Source organism: Candidatus Nanohalococcus occultus (genome assembly GCF_029207735.1).
Lineage (GTDB): Archaea > Nanohalarchaeota > Nanosalinia > Nanosalinales > Nanosalinaceae > Nanohalococcus > Nanohalococcus occultus.
Window position 1 is genome coordinate 855,188 of the sequence record NZ_CP104395.1, and the last position, 17,110, is coordinate 872,297.

Consider the following 17,110-nt stretch of genomic DNA (forward strand, 5'->3'; position numbering starts at 1 on the left):
TTCTGAAGAATCTAATTAATAACCTCGTGTAGAAACAGAGCGCCCAAGGCAATGCCCTAGTCAAAACATCAAGGGCATCAATTAGATAAGCCTTAGGATTTTAAAATGTATCTGTATGAGCATGCAACCGGGAGAAGAAGGACTAGTAGACCTTATTGACGAAAGCGAAAATGGAAGGTTAGTACTACCACACTTTCAAAGATCCTTCGTATGGAACCGGAACGAGGTGGAGGAGCTGCTAGTCTCAATATTAAACGATTATTTCATAGGCACATTACTTTTACTAAGAGTAGATCCAGAGGACGCCCCCTTTGAACCACGAACCATAGAAGGCGTACAAGAAACCACAAAAAATCCAAGGAGAATGATATTAGACGGTCAGCAAAGAATAACTTCGCTCTATTATGCCTTTAATTCTCATAGATTTCCTGAGGAAAAAGGTCTAGGAAACACTAACTACGTATACGAGTTCTTTATAGACATGGAACACGCTGTGGAAGAAGAATGGGAGGACGCAGTGTTCAGCGAAAGGAGAGGTACAAGATCTTACAAGCCCTACGAAAGCGAGGAAAAATGCTTCAGAAAAAATGTGGTGCCTCTTAAGGCGCTCAGAAATTACAAAAATATGATTAACTGGAGCAACAAATACAAGGACTTGACAGGTAATGACGATCTATGGGACAACTTTGAGAACTATGCGGAGAACATGATGGATTTTAGCGTTGCAACAGTCGAATTACCACGAGTAGAAGATGATGAAGACCTAAATACGGTCGTAGAAATATTCGAACGAATTAACAAAACAGGAAAGCCTCTTGCCGTATTCGATCTACTTACTGCTCGTCTTTTTAGAGAAGACATTCGACTTCGAGATCTCTGGAACGGAATATACGAAAACAGAGAGGAGTTTCCCCGCATCCACGAATTTGCAGATGGAAAGGACGACAACACCTACAAAAAGAACATATTGCGTACTTTAGCACTGATAAGAGATCAGCCTCCTAAGAGAAAAAATCTCATTATGCTCGATACAGCGGACTTTGATGAAGATTGGAAAGAGTCCGCCAGAAGCTTCGAGAAAGCCCTTAACAGAATGAAAAGCAATCAAGATGGCGGTTTCGGAGTTAAGAACTCGGACTGGATCCCTTATAATGGACTGGTTGCGCCTACGGCAGCTATTCTCAGATCGATAGACAATGAGAACGATGAAGCTAAACAATATGAGAGATTACAGACCTGGTATTGGAGTACTGTTTTCAGCCAAAGATACAGCAGCCAGACCTCAACTAAGTCTCATAAAGACGTTAGAGATTTCGAAAAGTGGGATGATGCTAAACCAGAAGCTCTGATGTCAGACAATCAATTAAAAGAGATGGATCTCAGTTCGGTTAGTTCTAAGTCAAGTGGAGTCTACAAGGGCGTTATAAGTCTAGCTCTTCTCTCCGGAGCAAGAGACTTCCTTACAGGAGATTCTGTAGACCACCATAACCTTGAGGATCACCATCTATTCCCTAAAAAATATCTAAAAGATCAGGGAGTTGACAGCAACAAACGCAATACTGTTTTGAATCGCTCACTGATTAAAAAGAAGACAAATCAAAAAATTAAAGCTAAAGCCCCATCTAAATATATCGAGGAAATGGAAAACTCATTAGGGAGCGAGGAAGAAGTCAAAAAAGTCTTGGAAGACCATTTAATTCCTGAAGATGCCTATTACGCAATGAAAAACGACGACTACGACAAGTTCCTAAAGTTGAGAGAAAGAAGAATCATGAAAGAGATCCGGGAAAGAGTAGGCGCCACTCAACAGCTCGAGAGCTATACCTCCTGATATTTGAAGCTCGACACCTCCTACTCTCAGCGCTCGTTTAGTTGAAAATCTAGCTGGTCACGACAGCGAAAGACTGAATTTAGTATAGGCGAAAAATCAAATGACTGACTTAATTATGAAAGACAGAGCGCCCAGGGCAGGGCTCGAACCTGCGACCACGACGTGTCTGTTCATTTTCGTTTTACGGAAAATAAGTAACAGCGTCGCGCTCTACCTGCTGAGCTACCTGGGCTGTATAATAGTGTATTTACAGAAATGCTTTTTAATCAAGTGCTTGTCTGGCTCAGATTCTGTAATCTTCCGCCCAATTCACGCCTTTTTTCTGACCGTTGTCAGCAGCCTCTATTCTTAGGCTCATAGTTGAGTTCGGCGCTTGTTCAACAGGTATTTTGAAAACCTCGTCCATCTCCTGGCACCAGACGTAGAAGACATCTATCTGTTCGGAGCTGAAGCTCTCTCGTACTATTTCACCATTCTCTCTGTGGTTGCTATAGCATCTAAAAACCAGACAATCTTGCTTATATGCTGCTTTCCTTACCTGTGCTTTTTGGATGTCGCCGTCATCAACAAGGAGGTCGTAACGTTCATTGTCTCCGAACGGGAACGAAACAGATTTTCCCAAACTCATTACCTTCTTAGCCACCGCTATTTCGGCAAGATCCCCTATATCTTTGGTGTGCATGCCTAGAATTTCCAATCGGCCCTGAAAAAGACTTATCCGGGCTAACAAACAAGTAAAAGAAGAGAAAATGAGGGGTGCCGTTAGGCACCAGTTACTGAACTAGCTTTTCAGTCCAGGAACTCTTCGTTCTCGATCTTGTTTGGCAGGTACTCGTTTGCCACGAATTCTAGGCTTTGTGCTGCTAGAGCCTGCTGTTCTACTCTGACTCCCATGTCCAGCATCTTCTGTAGCTGGTTCTGCCAGTCGTCGTTTTTCATCCACTCGTAGTCCATGACGTCGTGGATTCGCTTGAAGTCCTTTGTCGGTCCACCACTTCCTTTTGGCTTTCCTTTCAGGTCTTCTGTTACGTGATGGAGGTCATAAGTTTCGATGTCCTCCATTGTCATACCGATTAGCTTCGCATCCGGTGTTGCCAGGCGGTCTGACTGGAATGCGAGGCTCATCGATCCGGATTTGAGAACTGAGTATATGTAGTATCCCCATGGGTCACCGTCAGTGAAGACGTATACCGGTAGATCCAGTTCGTTGTGCATCATGTTGATCAGGCGTCTGGCTCCTCTTGCTGGCTGTCCTCCTGTACCGATGATGATCGCGTTCTGTTCCTCGTGGAAGTCTTCTTCTACCAGTCGGTTAACCATAGCAGATGTCTCGACTACGAGGATGAAATCAGCGTTGTTCTCCTCAAATTCCAGGTGATCAACAATAGATGGAATCGCCATTCCGGCAGAACCCATGCTCATACCGTCGATAGTGTCACCGGAGTCGTTAATCTTGATAGGTCCGAAAAGCCGTCCTTTCGGCTCTGCGAACAGGTGTAGGTCCTCTCTGATCGCTCCTGTAGCAGTCTCGATGTCGACTACTACGTTGTTGGACTCGTCCTGATCTTCAAATGTGTTCTCATCCAGTCCGGGAACTGTGTGCTTTAACTGGTAGTAAACCTCTCTGATTGAGGCAGTACGGCCGTTTTCAACCAGTTCCTTTGCCTTGCTTGCGACCAGAGTGGTCTGCATGAATTTTCTGGCGTGGCTGATATTCAGGAACTTTCTCTGGGAGAAGCTGTCTCCTAGCTCAAGTCTTCCGTCCTCTTCGTCGTACTCGACGTTGGACTTTGAGCGCACCTTTGTCTCTATCGTCAGATTCTCCGAGTCGGCATCGTAAAGCTGGTTTTTCAGCTTACGTCCTAGATGTGTTAGTTTTTCAATCGTTGTTTCGTCGTTTGCTAAGTCTTTCTTTGGCATCAAACCTCACCAAGTTTGATCAGGTTGAGCCGCGCTCCGGCGGCTTTCTGGTTTTGATTTGCTGTCTGAGTCTTCATTGTATCTCTCTTCACTTGTAACTCCTCTTAGAGCTGTTCCGGGTTGTAGTCCGCATGGACCATTGCCTGGATTTTCTCTTCGATCTCTTCTGGGCTTCCTTCTCCTGCTAGCTCGACGATCGCCGGCCCCATCTCTTTTGCGTAGGACGTAAGCTGTCTTTTCTTCTTTTCCTGGATCTCACGTCGCTCCTGGCGTTTAAGCTCTCGGCCTAGCTTGCGGCCGACTTCTTGCAAGGCTAGCTTCATCTCCTTGCGGATATCCTCATAGTTCGCTACGGCTTCCTTTCCTTCGGATGTGAACGGAACCCATACCGATGCGATGTGGACTAGGATGTAAAGCGGTCCTTGCGGCCGGTCTCCTGTCTGTGAGACATTATACCGATTCCAAGATACTTCCTCTACTGCTTTCGTGGTCACACACGAGGATTTCTTGTAAAGCAATGGAACCTTGTTTGCGAATCTTAGCTCGTCGAAGGATCCTTCTTCATCGATGTCTCCTCCCCATGCCAGTCCTACCTCGACCTGGAACGGGTTTCCTTTGTACACCTTCGGTTTACGGGTTTCCGCAAAGATCATATCCGGGTTCAACTCTTTTTGAAGCCCTTTCTCGATTAACTCCTCTCCGATCGGGGAAAGACAGTCTTTCGGCGGAGACTGTAGCTTTACGTTCTGGGCTGCCTTCAACAGCGTCTCGATCTCGTCTTTGTCCAACGTGTTCGGTCTTCTATCGGAATCGATTCCTGCTTCCTCGCATATGTCGTCGGCTGAAGTTCTTCCGACACGTGTGAACTCGTTTTGTAGGAATGAGGAGACGGTTCTGGCCGATGAGCCTTCGATCATCCTCATCATGATTCCGAGTTCGACTCCGTGTGGGTGCGGTTTGATCTCCTTCGGTTTCTGAGGAAGATCTTTCGAGACCCTTGGGTACTCGATCTTGTTTCCGTCCGGCTCTCTTAGTACGATCCGTGCGTACGGGTTCATGATCGCGGTGTGCTTGAGGTAGTTTTTCACCGAGTGATGTCCGCCAGTGTACTTTGCCTCGATGTTCATCTCGATTGTGGTTCCGTGATCGAAGTAATAATCCTTCCCGCCTGGGAACTCATCGGAGTCCTTTCCAACTACTTCATCTTCTATAATTTCAGGTTCGTTTTTCTCCGTGTCGATACGGACAACGAACTTGTGGCATGGCTCTCCTTCCTGTTTGGACCATACTGTCACCGGTTCTCCGGTTGTAAGCTGGGCGTACATCGCGGAAGCGGAGATTCCGATTCCCTGCTGTCCACGGCTCTGCTGAAGCTTGTGGAACTTCGAACCGTAGAGGAGCTTACCGAATACCTTCGGAATTGTCTCTCTGTCAAGTCCGATCGCGTTGTCTCTGATCTCGATACGGCATTTCTCATCGCCGATCTCATCAATTAGTACGTGTATTTCCGGCAGAATCTCGTCTCCTTCACATGCGTCCAGAGAGTTATCTACTGCCTCTTTCGTAACCGTGATTATGGATTTCTGAGGGTTCTCAAATCCTAGTAGGTGTCTGTTCTTCTCGAAGAACTCGGCGACGGAAATCTCTTTGTGATCAGATTCTTCCATCTCCGGTTGTTCCATGCCTTCGCTCATAATATCGTTTTACGTCCGATGATTCTTAACTGTCCGGCTCTAGCTACCGCACAATCTTCGATTGATTTCTCTCAAGGTAGTCATACGCCGTCGAATGAGTGCTGCCGTTTAACAGCATGTTAAGTGCTTCGACCGCTACCTGTATATTCTGTCCTTTACCTATCAGCGCCACGGTCGTTCCGTAGACGGATAGATCTATGTTAGCTTCCTTTTCGATATGTCTGCGTGTTTCTCCATCTCTTCCGATCACACGGCCCTTTAACTCTTCCTGACGGGATGAGTTCTGCGTGAAGTCCTTTATGTTGATAATGTGAAACCCTACGTCTTTTTCAACAAGCTGTAGAGCTTTGTCAGGGTTGAAACCTCTTCCAACTGCTTTAACGGCTTTTTCCGCCATTAGTTCGTCGAATGCTTCTCCTTCAACTTTGACTACGTTGCCTTCTATCTTGACTTCGCAGTCGGTTAGCTCCTCGAAGTCCTGTTTGGTCTCGCCGCCTTCTCCGATGATAACGCCGATCCTGTCTTCAGGTATGCGTACTTGCTTCACAGCTAATGGTCTCGTACAAGCTTTATAATAGTTCGATCTTGAGTAGAGAGCTTATCAATCGGAAATAAGGCTGTTATAGAAGTTCTGTTCGTCGGTCTCCGCACCCTGGCTTCGGAAAAACTTCGCAGTGTTTTGAATATCTCTTTCCAGAAGCTCCTTTGCTCTCGGATGAGTTCTGTGAACCCCCTGTGAGAAGTCTATCCATGCCAGTGCTGGCTCATCAGTCACTAGGATATTGTACTCGGATAGGTCGCCGTGAACAAGTTTTTGCTCCTCCCAGAGTTTTTTGATCGCTTTCTTTGTCTTTTTCCAGCCTAGCTCCGGGTTCTCTATCTCAACTTCTTTGAGCTTCGGGAAAGGCGAAAAATCCTGGCCTATAAACTCCATGACTAAGATGTTTTTCTCTGTTGCGATTGGTTTCGGGCATTTTACAACGTCTTGAGCTTTCTGAAGGTTACGGTATTCTTTTTTACACCATTCTTCAATTATGCTTCTTCTATCGGACTTGAAGCTCTCGAAACGTGGATCGCCACGCAGGTACTGTTCCATCTCTCTGAATCCACCGGCCCGAGTCATGTATATCTTTACAAGTACGCGTTCGCCGTCAGGCGTATCGGCCAGGAAAACCTTCGATTCTTTACCGGACTCTATGGTTCCATAAAGCTGTGAGAGAACTCCGCGATCCGAGAGCTTCATCAAAGCCTTCTTTGTATAATGGTCGAATACGTTATCGAAGGCTTTTTTCGCTTCCGAGTTATCGAACATTCTACGGCTTTTTTCCTGCCATCGACGTTCGAACTCTCTTTCCATTAGAAAAAGACTGGTCTATAGGAACTCGCTGATTTCATCCAGGTGACCGCGATCTTCAAGCCACCGAGTCTCAGCGTTCGAGTAAGAGTTTACAATATCTCCTTTCTCATCGCCTTGGATCTTCCATGGGTCTACAAGCACTACTTTGTCTCTTTCAACCCACATTCCACGTTTTTTGCTTCCAGGGATTCTACAGATTCTTTCATTGCCGTCCGTACAGTATACACGGTACTTTCCACCGCCTTCCTTTCTTAATACGACTCCTAGTACTTCATCGCCGCTTGGTTCACGTACGCGGCCAATTCCCTGTTCTTCATCTTCCGGCATACCTCAACTTTAGAACTCAGTCTTTTAAAACAGGAACAACTACTCGATCCGGACCGATACAACGTTCCGGTAGACTTCTTCCCCGTTTTCCTCGCCCATTAACTCGTAGCTTCGCTTGATATCGGGGTCGTAGTGCTTTCTCAGCCGGCTGAGGATCTGTTTTGCCATCGGCTCGGTTGATAGAAAGATGTCGTAGCCGCTGTGGTTTTTCTCGACGTTGGAAAGAAACTTGTTCCGGTCATCGTTGGTGATTTCGGCAGCATGATCCATGATCTCGTTTGAGACCTTCTCTAGGTCGCCGTCTCCCCGTAGCTGGATCTTGACCTTGAAGAATCCGCTGGCGAACTTCGAGCAGTTTTTACACTGAGTCTTGCTGAACCTGACCTCGGTATCATAAGACGCCTTTATTTCGCCTTTGGTGGCGTGTACGCGCACAAGGAAGTCTTCATCTTCCTCCCAGTACTGTAGCTGCATCTCGATCCCTTCCTCGTTGTACTCGGAGAACTTCGCCGATAGCTGGTCTATAACTGAGTACTCTTCGAGCCATTTTCCGCTCTGTTCCATCCGGCCGCAGACACTACAGATCGTGATCTCTACGACGTCCGGGATCTCAAGAAGATCGTTTTTATCCGGGTAACAGTCGGCACACAGCTTTTTTCTCTCCCCGTAGAGCTTTTCGGTTTCTTTACCGCAACGCGGGCAGAATTTTGTTAAGTTCATACCTTAGGTTCGTAGCTGAATCTTTAAAGCTCGAAGTCCACGGTATCGCCCTGATCCAGTTCAAGCTCCTCGAAGCTTTCCAAAAGATACCTGTATTTTTCATCCGACCTGTAGAGTTTCCAACTCCGCGGATCGAAGCCCCAAGGCTCTGCTTCCATCTTCTCAATAACTTTTCTCTCGGGATCAAGGAAATACAGGTACAGCGGATCGGAAAGCAGCATCATATCGATGAATGCGTTGGTCTTGGCTCCGAAGTCGAAAAGCATCTTTCCCTCCGAACGGAAGCTTAGACCCCAGAACTGACGTATAAGGCTGTCAGCTAGCTCCACACTGTGTTTTTTCCCTGCGACCCGGACACTGATTTCGTCCATACAGGAAAATTTACAGCTCAGTGGTTAAATCAGGACGGATTCCAGTCGAGGCCGTGCTTTTTGTTCAAGGAAGCCAATAACCTCTCTATGAAGGTAGCATGGTTCGACGCCGAAGACTGGGAGAAAGAATATTTAGAGGACAAAGAGTACGACTTGGAGATTGATTTCTTCGAAGAATCTTTGAACTCCGAGACCGTCGAGCTTGCGGAAGGCTACGATGCGGTAGCTGTTTTCGTCTCCTCGGATGTCAACGGCGAGGTGCTTGACTCCCTGGATGCGGATCTTGTTGCCTGTCGTTCTACGGGTTTCGACCATGTTGATACTGAAAAAGCCCGTGAGCAGGGCATCGATGTCTGTAACGTCCCCTACTATGGCGCCAACACTGTGGCAGAACACACCTTCGGACTTATCCTGGCTTTGAGCCGGAAGATATACTCTGCTATAAGAAAGGTTGATGAAGGCGATTTCGATCACGAAGGACTGCGCGGCTTCGATCTAGAGGGAAAAAAGCTCGGAGTTGTAGGCACCGGTTCGATCGGAAAACACGTAATACAGATGGCAAACGGGTTTGGCATGGATGTAATCGCCTCAGATCCAAAGCCAGATCACGAAGCCGCGGAAGAACTCGGTTTCATGTACGTCAGCAACGAAGACCTGTTCAGACAGTCAGACATCATAACACTTCACTGCCCGCTAGTCGAGCAGACAGAACACCTTCTAAGCGAAGAGGAATTCGACCTTATGGACGGAACCGTTCTAGTCAACACTGCTAGAGGCGGTCTGATCGATACAGAGGCGTTAATCGAGGCTTTGGAGAAAGACCAGGTTAAATCAGCCGGCCTAGACGTCTTGGAAGAAGAATGTTTTCTAGAAGACGATATAGGATATCTCAGCGAGATGGAAGATGAATGCGACCCGAAAACAATCCTGGAAGACCATATACTGATCGACAGAGAGGATGTGCTGATCACACCGCATAACGCGTTTAACAGTATCGAGGCGTTACAGAGAATTACAGATACGACCCTTGATAACTTGGAAAACAGGAAAAACGTGGTCAACGGTTTTTAATTCTGTATAGATGGGTTTTACACTCACAGTCCGAAGATCCAAAGCTATCGACAGGTTCGCCTATAGCGTTCGCTGTTTCTGAGAGAACACATTCGTAGCTTGAATTCTCTGGAAGTATGAAATAGTCAATGGGCTGTGCTACTGCGGAAAAATAATCTATATGCCAGTGTTTGTTCTCTGTCCGGGAAAAATGCCGTTCTAACCTCTTTTCCACGGAGTTCATGGCTGATCCGACGTAAACATAGATTCCTTCTGGGAACTGTATTTTCCCGAGCGCTCCGACCTCGATTTCCCTGCTCTTTTCCAGCCGGAAGAACGCCGCATAAACTGCTTTCACAGTTTTAACCTTAGAGTTAAGGAATTTCAAGCCTACTGTTTAGCTATGGAAACGCCAAGAACGGAAGAAGAGTTCAAGGAAAAACTTTCCAGCGAACAGTACCGCGTTATGCGTGAAAAAGGCACGGAGCCGCGTTTTTCAGGCGAGTACGTGGAAAAAGACGATGACGGCCTTTACCGGTGTGCAGCCTGTGGAAACCAGCTTTTCTCCAGCAAGACCAAGTACAGCTCGAACTGTGGCTGGCCTTCCTTCTACGACGCCGATGAGGGATCGGTCGAGTTCCAGGAGGATAAATCCCACGGCATGGAGCGTACAGAAGTTCTTTGCACAGAATGCGGTTCGCATCTCGGCCATGTCTTCGACGATGGTCCGGAACCGACCGGGAAACGTTTCTGTATAAACTCTGTAGCCCTCGAGTTCGAAGAAGTTTCGGACAGTTAACGGACAACCAGCGAATCACCGGTGGAAAACTTCTAGAACCGTGGAAAACAAGATATAGAGAACTCAAGCAGATTCTCGGACATCCGTAAATCGCCTTAATAGGGATATCATGAGCAATTATTCCTTACAATGACTGTGCTGCTGAACGGACGATTCCGAGAATACCTGGAAACTGAAACCAACAAAACCCGCTTGGAGATGCGGAAAGCCCGCGAATCAATTAGAAGCCTTGCTCTTAGATACGAAAAGTTCGAAGACATCCGGTTCGAGGAGTTAAATGAACGGGAAAAAGACGCGCTGAGACATTTCATGAACTACCGGATACTTGTGGAAAGTGACGGCTCAAAAGACACACAGGAAACCGTCGATGAGATCAAATTCCTTGTGAAAAGTTCCGGGCAGCCAAGCCTCAGCTAAACTTTCAACATCGATCCGTCCATAACCACAATTTCTTATAAAGAAGAATAAACCCAGATTTTTACCCGAAAGCCGCTTTTATGCGACCTCTGATGATGAAACTTTCAGAAGTTTCGCCCGCACAGGGATTTGAACCCTGGATCTGCACCTCCGCAAGGTGCCGTCTTTCCACTAGACCATGCGGGCTTCTAATAGTATTCAGGAGCTGAAGCTTTTTTAAAAAGCTGTTAGGGCTGGCTTGAAAAGCCCGGGGTACTAATCGTTTTTCCCGAGGTGACTAAACCACAAATGAAAGAGCTACTGAAGAAACTGAAGCAGAAGCTAGGCCTAGCCTAGAGCGCGCAGGAGAGTCAAATCCTGTTTTATACTTTTCTCTTTCATTTACGTTTATGGGAAAGATTGCTTGTGTTTTCAAACTTATGCCGGAAGATGCCGAAACCGACTTAGAAGAGATAAAGGAACAGGTACGTGAAAAGGTAGACGTAACAGATATTGGAGAGGAAGATGTGGCTTTCGGACTGAAAGCTATCAAGGTATCGGCTATTACGACAGATGAGAAAGGAGGTACGGACTTCGTTGAGAACCAGCTCGAGGAAGTTGAAGGCCTTCAAAGCATAGAGCTAGAGCATTTCGACAAGCTCTAAGCTCATCCTTCTTTTTTCATCCAAAAACTCTTTGTTCCGCCGCCACAGACTTTACATCCGTACTCTAGCTTACAGTTCGAGCAAACGTTCGAACCGCAGACCTCGCAGCTCTCGGTTGCCTTTTTCTGACCGCAGTACCCACATAGATCATCCATACCCGGTTATTAAGCTTGGAAGCCTAAACGTTTTTCTATGGGCGTAGATCTAGGAGAGCTGATAGAGCCTGAAGAAATAGGTTTCGAGGATTTACATAACAAAGAACTGGCCATCGACGCTATGAACACGTTGTACCAGTTTTTATCAATAATAAGACAGAGAGACGGCACCCCGTTGAAAGACAGCGACGGAAATGTAACATCTCATCTTTCAGGGCTTTTCTACAGAACAATCAACTTGATGGAAAATGAGATACGTCCTGTCTATGTTTTCGACGGCGAGATGCCGGATTTAAAGTCAAAGGAATCTTCCAAGCGCCGTAAAAAACGAGAAGAGGCGAGAGACGAGTGGGAGAAGCTCAAAGATGAGGGAAAGATATCAGAAGCCTACTCGAAGGCAACACAGTCCTCTAAACTTACAGGAGATATGATAGAAGAGTCCAAACGACTGCTTGATGCGATGGGCGTTCCTTACGTCGAAGCGCCAAGCGAAGGAGAGGCTCAAGCCGCCTCCATGGTAGGAGATGAGGTCTATGCGGTTGGAAGCCAGGACTGGGACTGTATGCTTTTCGGAGCCGACCGGATGGTCAGGAACCTTACATCCCGGAAAACCCGCAAGAGTTCCGGCGGAGGCACGAAAAAGATCTCAGTCGAGAGAATAGAACTCGAGAACGTGCTGGACGAACTAGAAGTAAGCCACAGACAGCTTGTCTGGATGGGAATCCTGATGGGAACCGATTTCAACCCGGACGGAGTTCACGGCATCGGCCCTAAGACAGCTTTAAAGATCGTAAGAGAGCATGATAGTCTGGAAGATATTCTAGAAGAGGACAAGGTCAAGGACACGGAGTTTGAAAACGATCCGGAGCTTATCGAGGAGTTTTTCCTGAATCCGCCTGTCGAGGAAACCAGTTACGAGTTCGGAGAGCCGGATAAAGACGAAATCAGAAAGGTTCTGGTCGAAGACCATGGTTTCTCGGAGAAAAGAGTCAACTCCGGCCTTAAAAAGCTCGAAACTGCTCTAGAATCCCGTCAGCCAGGTCTTGACAGTTTCGTATAAAAAATAAGGGCGAATAGGAGACTAGCGTGTCTCTCTTAGCTCTTTGAGAATGACTCTCATCATCTCTCCAAGTTCCTGATATCCTTCACGGATGTCCCGAACTTCCTCTTCCTGTCTTTCGATTTCGTTGAGGATTGGTTCAATATCTGGCTGTTTTTCAGCTTCAAGAGCTTCAATTCTATCCTCCAAGGTATCTATAAACTCTGCTTCAATACCAGAGTTACTTTCGACCTGATTAAGTCGTTCCCTGATTAATCCAAGCTCTTCATCGCTGCCGACGCCGCCAAGTTCGTCTTTAAGATCGTAATGTGCGTCTTCAAGTTCATCAAATCTTTCCTGTAAACCATTAACTCTGTCTTCGATGCTTTCCACATCTACGTCGAACTCTTGATCTGAGGCCTTTAGATCCTCGAACTCTTCATCTGTTAGAAGTTTAAGCTCCGCTAGATCCTCGAAGTCGTTGAATATCCATCTGATATCGGACAATGATGCTTCAAGCTCGTCAATCCTGTCCTCGAACTCTGAGACGTCTTTAGCATCGGAATCTTCAAGGCTCTCAATCCTAGACTCGAGGTTATCCGCTTTAACCCGTGCTTTGTCAAGTTCATTGGTATCTGCCCCGGATTCTTCAACTTCTTCAATTCTTTCAATCAGGTTTTCTCTTACATCCGATATTAAATCTGATTTTTCCGCTACGCGGTCTTTAACCTCTTCAAGCTCCGATTCAATGTCTTTTACGATATCAGAATCCGGTAGATCTTCAATGCTTGCTTTCAGGTTCTTGATCTCTTCTTCCGACACATCGCCGTCTTGAGAATCAAGCTCTTCAATTTTTTCGTTTAGTTCTTCTCTGGCGTTTTCAAGTCCGTCCAGTCTCGCTTCTAAGTCCTCTACGAACTCTGCTTTAAGCCCTGAGTTAGATTCCAGTACGTTAATTCTCTGTTCTAACTCGTCCAGACCATCGCTGGCTTTTTCCTCTTCGAGCTGGTTCTCAAGGGACTCGATACGGCCTTCGAACCGATTTTCCATCTCATCCAGTCTTTCCTGGAACTGTTCTTCGAGATCCGAGTTGCCCTCTGGCTCGGAGACCTCATCTTTCTCTGTGTTTTCTCCAGTTTCTTCCGTCTGTAGAAGTTCTTCGGAAGAGTCTTTGTCTTCATCTTCCTGTTCTGTTTCTTCTGGTACTTTTTCCGACTCTTCTTCAGTTTCTTCCTTCTGTTCGTCTAGAAGGGATTTCTGAGAGTCCTGTTGTTCTGTTTGGTCTTCTTCATCTCCACCGAAAATTACCTCTTCCGCCACTTTTGAATCACTTAATACCGTGAAGTGGTCAAAGAATTAAAACGCTACCGGAGTCCGTCCTTCACTAGCTCGGTGAGCTGTACCATCTGATCGAGAAGCTGCTCGTTTTGGCGCTTGTTGTCCTCTATGCGTTTTTCAAGCATCGAGACTTCTTCATCCATCGCCTCCCATAACTCCTCGACATTTCCAGAGTCGTCTTCGAGATTCTCGAGCCTTGAACGCATTTCCTCCTCTAAACTATCTGTTTTTTCCCGTAGCTCAACTATCTCAGTTTTCAGCTGGTCGAACTCCTCTTGCTGTACGCCTTCGTTTGACTCCAGCTTCTGTTGGAAGTCCTCCAGCCGGTCTTCAACCGAGTCAAGCCTGTTTTCAAGCCCTGAAGTATCGAAATCTAGGTCGAGCCGGTCTTCTAGGCCGTTTTCGATAAGCCAGTTCATCCGGCGCTCAGGGTTCTCTACAAGGTCTTCTAGCTCCGTGAGACGATTGTCAAGTATTTCAGGCGAGTCAAGTGTTTCAAGTTCGGCTTCAAGCCGATTCATTCTCTGCTCGAACTCTTCGAAGCCTGCCTCATCTTTCTGTTCGTCTACTTCTAGCTGTGTTACTCTCTGTTCAAGATCGCCGATTTCCGATAGTTTCTCGGTTTCAGCGGACATCAGTTCTTTTTCTACTTCCGTTATACGTTCCTCGAGTTCTTCCAGAGTTTCATCGTCCGCCCCGGACTCTGATTCGAGTTCTGCGATTTCATCCATCAGCTCTTCTTTGTCAGGGCCTTGTTCTTCCTTGATACTTTTCGGCTCAGAGTTTACCTTCGGGCCTTGTTCTTTGTCTTCGTCGTCAGCCACGGTCTCTTCTACCTGTCTGCGCATCGAAGAGTTTTCTAGGTCTGTTACACTTGTCTTGGGCGTTCCTGTTATCTCGTCTTTGATCTGCTGTAAATTATCCTCTATAGTCTCGTAGTTAGCAGAAGATTCCTCAACGTCTTTATCGCCCGAGACCTTCTCCGTTGCGTGTTTCAGCCTATCGGTTAAACCCATCGGTACTTGATTCCTTTTTCTCGAATATAAAACCAGAACTAACTAATTCACGCCGCCCGAATCAAACCGTATGGAACCGGTAGTACTAGTAGTAATGGACGGAGTAGGTCTCAGAGATGAAAAACAGGGTAACGCGTTCAAGCAGGCGGATACACCGACGCTTGACAGTTTGATGGAGACCGGATTCCAGAGACTTGAAGCCTCCGGACCTGCCGTCGGGCTGCCGGAAGGCTATACCGGGAACAGCGAAGTAGGTCACCTACACATGGGCGCCGGCAGAGCCATACCACAGCGGCTGACACGGATCAACAACGCAGTTGAATCAGGCAAACTACAGGACAATGACGGGCTTGTACAGGCCTTGGAAAGAGCTGAGAAAAACGATACTACAGTTCATTTCGCAGGAATCATCAGCGATGGAGGAATCCATGGACACATAGACCACTTAGAAGCGTTGATGGAAGCGGCTTCGGACTACGATGTGGAAGTACGCATCCACTGTTTTGCCGATGGAAGGGACGTAGACCCGAAGAGCGCGGAAAAATACCTGGAAAAGGTCGGCGAGTTCTGCGATCTATACGGCGGAGAGATCGCAACTGTCATGGGTCGTTTTTACTCGATGGACCGCGATAGCAACTGGGAGCGGACAGAGAAAGCCTACCGTGCGATGACCGCGGGAGAAGGCTTTGAGTTCAGCGAACCCGCAGAAGCAGTCGAAAAATGCTACGAGGACGGAGACTACGATTATTTCATCCAACCAAGTATAGCGGAAAACTATGAAGGCATGAAAGACGATGAGGAGGTAGTTTTCTACAACTTCCGTGCGGACCGTGAACGTCAGATAGCGGATGCGCTGATAAAGGAAGGTTTCAGCGAGTTCGAAGCCGCCATTAAGCCGAACTTTACCTCGATGTTCCGTTATCGAGAGGAGTTCGAGAACCCTGTGCTTTTCGAAAAGCAGGTAGTGGAAAACACGTTAGGCGAGAAGATACAGGCCGCAGGACAAAGTCAGCTGCGGGTGGCAGAAAGCCAGAAGAAACCGCATGTAACCTACTTTTTCAACGGACAGAGAGAGCTTGAGTTCGAAGACGAGGACAGAGAGTTCATTGAAAGCGATAAGATCAAGGCCTACGATCAGAAACCGGAGATGCATGCCGAACAGACAACAGACATTGTTCTGGACGCTATAGAAGATGGAAAATACGATTTCATCCTTTTGAACTACGCAAACGGAGATCTGGTAGGACACACCGGAGACCTGGACGCATCTATCACCGCAGTAGAAACAGTTGACAGAAATCTGGGGCGGCTAGTTGAGGCAGTCAAGGACTCGGATTATGGAATGGTTGTTACCGCAGACCATGGAAACTGTGAGGACTTAGGAACCGCAGATGAGAACAAGACCTCTCATACATTGAACCCTGTGCCGCTGATAGGAGTAGATTTAGAGTTCGAAAAGGAACACAGCGAACTCTGGGAGATAGAGAACATTATTTCCAGCGAGCTGTCCTTGGAAGCTAAAAAATAAGCTTAATCGCCGTATTTAGTCTGGCATTTACTGGAAACGCTACCGGAGCCACAGTTTTTCTCATAGAGGTAGCGAGCCCTATTACACCCGTCAGAACTCTCACTTCTCTGAACCTCCCAGAGATCACACTTAGCCGAAGTGACCTGAGAATCAAGAGTCGAATCCGCGCTCTGAGTCTGATCCTGAGCGATAGAACCTGCCAGAAGAGCCATTATGCCCAACAATGCGAAGGCAACTATCATTCGAAGCGTTACTTCCATTTTAATTTCCTGAACAGATGTATCTTCCGTCCTCGTAGTTGTAGCTCGCTATATCGACGTGGCTGGTTATACTGCCATCATCCGATCTTTCCACACATTGAGAGGGAGCCGGAACCGATTCAGACAGACCACAGGCGCCTTCAACTGCTTGAACGCATGCGTCACGGTTCAAGTTTTCGCTGCTATCTAGAAGAGTTGTTCGTCCCAGTACCGCGACCGTCAAAGCCGTCATCATAAGTACGGATGCGATTACTACCAGGGTCAGTGTCTGGGACATTCCTTTGTTCATATCAGCTAATTTTGTAGAAGTCGTATAAAAAACATGAAGTTTTGAGGCCGAGAAGGCCTCTCTTGGATTATCTTGCTAGGTCGATCTGGATTGATGATACCTTCATGCTGTCTCCTTCATCCGTCTCGATCTCGTCTGTGCCAATCTCTATGTCCTCTACGTCTGCTTCCTCGACGTGATCTCTTGTCACCATCTCCGCTACATCGACTGCCCGGGAAATGGCTTTACCTCTTGCTTTAACGTGTACTTCATCTCTGTCGCCGCTGAACTGAGTTACAACCGCTAGAACGTAACTCATCGGCGGTTTGGATCCAATGTATACTGTGTTGTCGTCTTCTTCTGGCACTGTTTGATC

Annotated in this window: 22 protein-coding genes and 2 tRNA genes; 7 read left to right on the forward strand and 17 right to left on the reverse strand. The window is 47.0% G+C overall.

All coding sequences use genetic code 11. The features are described from left to right. The first annotated feature begins 115 nt into the window (after positions 1-115). Positions 116-1,831 carry a GmrSD restriction endonuclease domain-containing protein gene (locus SVXnc_RS04925; RefSeq protein WP_347721805.1) on the forward strand — a complete coding sequence of 572 codons (1,716 nt, stop codon included), beginning with the start codon at positions 116-118 and terminating at the stop codon, positions 1,829-1,831. Between the two features lie 128 nt (positions 1,832-1,959). Here SVXnc_RS04925 and SVXnc_RS04930 read toward each other — a convergent pair. From SVXnc_RS04930 to SVXnc_RS04970, 9 genes are all read right to left on the reverse strand, one after another. After that, positions 1,960-2,063, reverse strand: a tRNA-Asn gene (locus SVXnc_RS04930). 51 nt (positions 2,064-2,114) lie between these two features. Then, positions 2,115-2,513 carry a group I intron-associated PD-(D/E)XK endonuclease gene (locus SVXnc_RS04935; RefSeq protein WP_347721806.1) on the reverse strand — a complete coding sequence of 133 codons (399 nt, stop codon included), beginning with the start codon at positions 2,511-2,513 and terminating at the stop codon, positions 2,115-2,117. Positions 2,514-2,620: 107 nt separating this feature from the next. Then, the gene (locus SVXnc_RS04940) at positions 2,621-3,751 is read right to left on the reverse strand and encodes a DNA topoisomerase IV subunit A (RefSeq protein WP_347721807.1); all 1,131 of its coding nucleotides are present in this window, start codon (positions 3,749-3,751) and stop codon (positions 2,621-2,623) included. A gap of 104 nt (positions 3,752-3,855) precedes the next feature. Continuing rightward, on the reverse strand, positions 3,856-5,445 hold the full coding sequence (locus SVXnc_RS04945; protein WP_347721808.1) for a DNA topoisomerase VI subunit B: 1,590 nt from the start codon (positions 5,443-5,445) through the stop codon (positions 3,856-3,858). Positions 5,446-5,488: 43 nt separating this feature from the next. Continuing rightward, positions 5,489-5,992: a KH domain-containing protein gene (locus SVXnc_RS04950; RefSeq protein ID WP_347721809.1), complete on the reverse strand. Its 504-nt coding sequence runs from the start codon at positions 5,990-5,992 to the stop codon at positions 5,489-5,491. A 54-nt stretch (positions 5,993-6,046) separates the two neighbouring features. Further along, positions 6,047-6,802 (reverse strand): serine protein kinase RIO, encoded by a 756-nt coding sequence (locus SVXnc_RS04955; protein ID WP_347721810.1) that lies wholly within the window; start codon positions 6,800-6,802, stop codon positions 6,047-6,049. Positions 6,803-6,817: 15 nt separating this feature from the next. Continuing rightward, positions 6,818-7,129 (reverse strand): S1 domain-containing protein, encoded by a 312-nt coding sequence (locus SVXnc_RS04960; protein ID WP_347721811.1) that lies wholly within the window; start codon positions 7,127-7,129, stop codon positions 6,818-6,820. A 39-nt stretch (positions 7,130-7,168) separates the two neighbouring features. After that, complete coding sequence (locus tag SVXnc_RS04965; RefSeq protein ID WP_347721812.1) at positions 7,169-7,849, reverse strand: 60S ribosomal export protein NMD3; 681 nt, start codon at positions 7,847-7,849, stop codon at positions 7,169-7,171. 23 nt (positions 7,850-7,872) lie between these two features. After that, positions 7,873-8,220 carry a DUF192 domain-containing protein gene (locus tag SVXnc_RS04970; protein WP_347721813.1) on the reverse strand — a complete coding sequence of 116 codons (348 nt, stop codon included), beginning with the start codon at positions 8,218-8,220 and terminating at the stop codon, positions 7,873-7,875. 87 nt (positions 8,221-8,307) lie between these two features. Between SVXnc_RS04970 and SVXnc_RS04975 the strand changes: the two genes are divergently transcribed. Beyond that, on the forward strand, positions 8,308-9,291 hold the full coding sequence (locus SVXnc_RS04975; RefSeq protein WP_347721814.1) for an NAD(P)-dependent oxidoreductase: 984 nt from the start codon (positions 8,308-8,310) through the stop codon (positions 9,289-9,291). On the opposite strand, the gene SVXnc_RS04980 is transcribed toward SVXnc_RS04975, so the two are convergent. Further along, positions 9,278-9,628, reverse strand: a complete 351-nt coding sequence (locus tag SVXnc_RS04980; protein WP_347721815.1) for a GIY-YIG nuclease family protein — start codon at positions 9,626-9,628, stop codon at positions 9,278-9,280. The genes SVXnc_RS04975 and SVXnc_RS04980 overlap by 14 nt on opposite strands. Before the next feature lie 45 nt (positions 9,629-9,673). On the opposite strand from SVXnc_RS04980, the gene msrB reads away from it, so the two are divergent. Then, complete coding sequence (msrB, locus tag SVXnc_RS04985) at positions 9,674-10,069, forward strand: peptide-methionine (R)-S-oxide reductase MsrB (RefSeq protein ID WP_347721816.1); 396 nt, start codon at positions 9,674-9,676, stop codon at positions 10,067-10,069. Between the two features lie 129 nt (positions 10,070-10,198). Then, entirely contained in the window at positions 10,199-10,486 is a 288-nt protein-coding gene (locus SVXnc_RS04990; RefSeq protein ID WP_347721817.1) for a hypothetical protein, read from the forward strand. A gap of 114 nt (positions 10,487-10,600) precedes the next feature. Here SVXnc_RS04990 and SVXnc_RS04995 read toward each other — a convergent pair. Further along, a tRNA-Arg gene (locus SVXnc_RS04995) sits at positions 10,601-10,672 on the reverse strand. Between the two features lie 203 nt (positions 10,673-10,875). Here SVXnc_RS04995 and SVXnc_RS05000 point away from each other — a divergent pair. Then, on the forward strand, positions 10,876-11,130 hold the full coding sequence (locus SVXnc_RS05000) for an elongation factor 1-beta (RefSeq protein WP_347721818.1): 255 nt from the start codon (positions 10,876-10,878) through the stop codon (positions 11,128-11,130). A 2-nt stretch (positions 11,131-11,132) separates the two neighbouring features. On the opposite strand, the gene SVXnc_RS05005 is transcribed toward SVXnc_RS05000, so the two are convergent. Beyond that, positions 11,133-11,285 carry an orotate phosphoribosyltransferase gene (locus SVXnc_RS05005; protein WP_347721819.1) on the reverse strand — a complete coding sequence of 51 codons (153 nt, stop codon included), beginning with the start codon at positions 11,283-11,285 and terminating at the stop codon, positions 11,133-11,135. A 37-nt stretch (positions 11,286-11,322) separates the two neighbouring features. Here SVXnc_RS05005 and fen point away from each other — a divergent pair, with 37 nt between their 5' ends. After that, positions 11,323-12,345 (forward strand): flap endonuclease-1, encoded by a 1,023-nt coding sequence (gene fen / locus SVXnc_RS05010; protein ID WP_347721820.1) that lies wholly within the window; start codon positions 11,323-11,325, stop codon positions 12,343-12,345. A 21-nt stretch (positions 12,346-12,366) separates the two neighbouring features. On the opposite strand, the gene SVXnc_RS05015 is transcribed toward fen, so the two are convergent. Both SVXnc_RS05015 and SVXnc_RS05020 read right to left on the reverse strand, forming a co-directional pair. Then, on the reverse strand, positions 12,367-13,644 hold the full coding sequence (locus SVXnc_RS05015) for a coiled-coil domain-containing protein (protein WP_347721821.1): 1,278 nt from the start codon (positions 13,642-13,644) through the stop codon (positions 12,367-12,369). A gap of 44 nt (positions 13,645-13,688) precedes the next feature. Continuing rightward, positions 13,689-14,678: a hypothetical protein gene (locus SVXnc_RS05020; RefSeq protein WP_347721822.1), complete on the reverse strand. Its 990-nt coding sequence runs from the start codon at positions 14,676-14,678 to the stop codon at positions 13,689-13,691. 70 nt (positions 14,679-14,748) lie between these two features. Between SVXnc_RS05020 and gpmI the strand changes: the two genes are divergently transcribed. Beyond that, a complete protein-coding gene (gpmI, locus tag SVXnc_RS05025) occupies positions 14,749-16,206 on the forward strand; it encodes a 2,3-bisphosphoglycerate-independent phosphoglycerate mutase (protein WP_347721823.1) in 1,458 nt (485 codons plus the stop codon). Between the two features lie 2 nt (positions 16,207-16,208). Here the strand turns inward: gpmI and SVXnc_RS05030 are convergent, their stop codons facing one another. The 3 genes from SVXnc_RS05030 to albA form a co-directional block, all read right to left on the reverse strand. Beyond that, positions 16,209-16,466: a hypothetical protein gene (locus SVXnc_RS05030; protein ID WP_347721824.1), complete on the reverse strand. Its 258-nt coding sequence runs from the start codon at positions 16,464-16,466 to the stop codon at positions 16,209-16,211. A gap of 1 nt (position 16,467) precedes the next feature. After that, entirely contained in the window at positions 16,468-16,755 is a 288-nt protein-coding gene (locus SVXnc_RS05035; RefSeq protein WP_347721825.1) for a hypothetical protein, read from the reverse strand. 67 nt (positions 16,756-16,822) lie between these two features. Continuing rightward, positions 16,823-17,101: a DNA-binding protein Alba gene (gene albA / locus SVXnc_RS05040; RefSeq protein WP_347721826.1), complete on the reverse strand. Its 279-nt coding sequence runs from the start codon at positions 17,099-17,101 to the stop codon at positions 16,823-16,825. Between the last annotated feature and the right edge of the window lie 9 nt (positions 17,102-17,110).